The sequence below is a fragment of the Shigella sp. FC1967 genome (genome assembly GCF_001743005.1).
Lineage (GTDB): Bacteria > Pseudomonadota > Gammaproteobacteria > Enterobacterales > Enterobacteriaceae > Proteus.
This window is the reverse complement of record NZ_MIIZ01001073.1, coordinates 1-1,028: the sequence shown is the minus strand read 5'-3', so window position 1 is coordinate 1,028 and position 1,028 is coordinate 1. Positions and strand designations below refer to the sequence as shown.

The window sequence follows — 1,028 nt, the reverse complement described above, 5'->3', positions numbered from 1 at the left end:
CATTAGAAATTGAATTTCCTGATACCATTCACGATGAGCAATCAAAGCAACTAATAAATAAACAGGAAAACCTATTCCTAATTATCCTTATTATATAACATCAAATAATGGTAAGGTTTTATTCGGATACACAAATAACATGGGATTAACAGAGCGATTTGAAACAGGTATTGAACTGACATTAAAATTTTATGGGGGAGATGAAGCACTAGAAAAAATAGAACAAGGAGAAGAGAATGCCCAATAGAAAAAACAACAACTAAAAACTACTAGTGATTCAAATTCAATAAAAATAGTTCCCCTCACTGTTTTACAATTTGAACAACTATGGGATGCTTATCCTTCTACAACAGTAGAACATCAAGATCCTAAAACAAAGGATGATGTTTTTTTTAAATCACAGTGCTATACATGTCAGTGAAGCACTGTATCAATGTGGAATACTCATGAGGAGTTTTCGTGGCACTCGTTGTTGGCATTGTCCAACACCTGACGATAAAACAAAAAAAAGGGATACATGCAATTAGGGCACAAGAATTAAGTCATTATTTACAAAATCAACCTTTTGCAGGTTATCCTAAAACAATAGAATTAACTGGTAGCTCATACGAAAGTGTAATATCAAGTAAAACTGGTATCATATTCTTTCAGGATTATTGGTTACGGGCAGGAGAAAAAAATAGCAACCGGTGACCATATTGATTTATGGAATAAAGGTGAATTAGCCGGTAGTGGAACAATAGGCTCTTTTTTTAGAGTGACGTTTCCTAATTTTACAGAAAGTTTTACTGCCTTATTTGGTTCAAATGCGCGAGTAACATCCCTTGAAAAAACCAAAAAAGTTCTTTTTTGGGAGATTTTATGAGAGATAAACTTTTAAATATCTTATCAATCTTAATTATTTCATTTTATACATTTATTCTACTTTTTTTCTATTGATGGTTTACAACGAAGCAGTACAGTTAATAATTTATTAAATAAACCACCATCATTTTTCACTCCTGCTTATTCTTTTTACTCTTTTATTC

At 31.6% G+C, this 1,028-nt stretch carries 1 protein-coding gene; it reads left to right on the top strand.

Annotated elements, in window-relative coordinates; translation table 11 throughout:
• Nucleotides 1-459 precede the first annotated feature (459 nt).
• Nucleotides 460-693, top strand: coding sequence for a T6SS effector amidase Tae4 family protein (locus tag BHE89_RS18460; RefSeq protein ID WP_128860711.1), 234 nt, complete (start codon nucleotides 460-462; stop codon nucleotides 691-693).
• The last annotated feature ends 335 nt before the right edge of the window (nucleotides 694-1,028 follow it).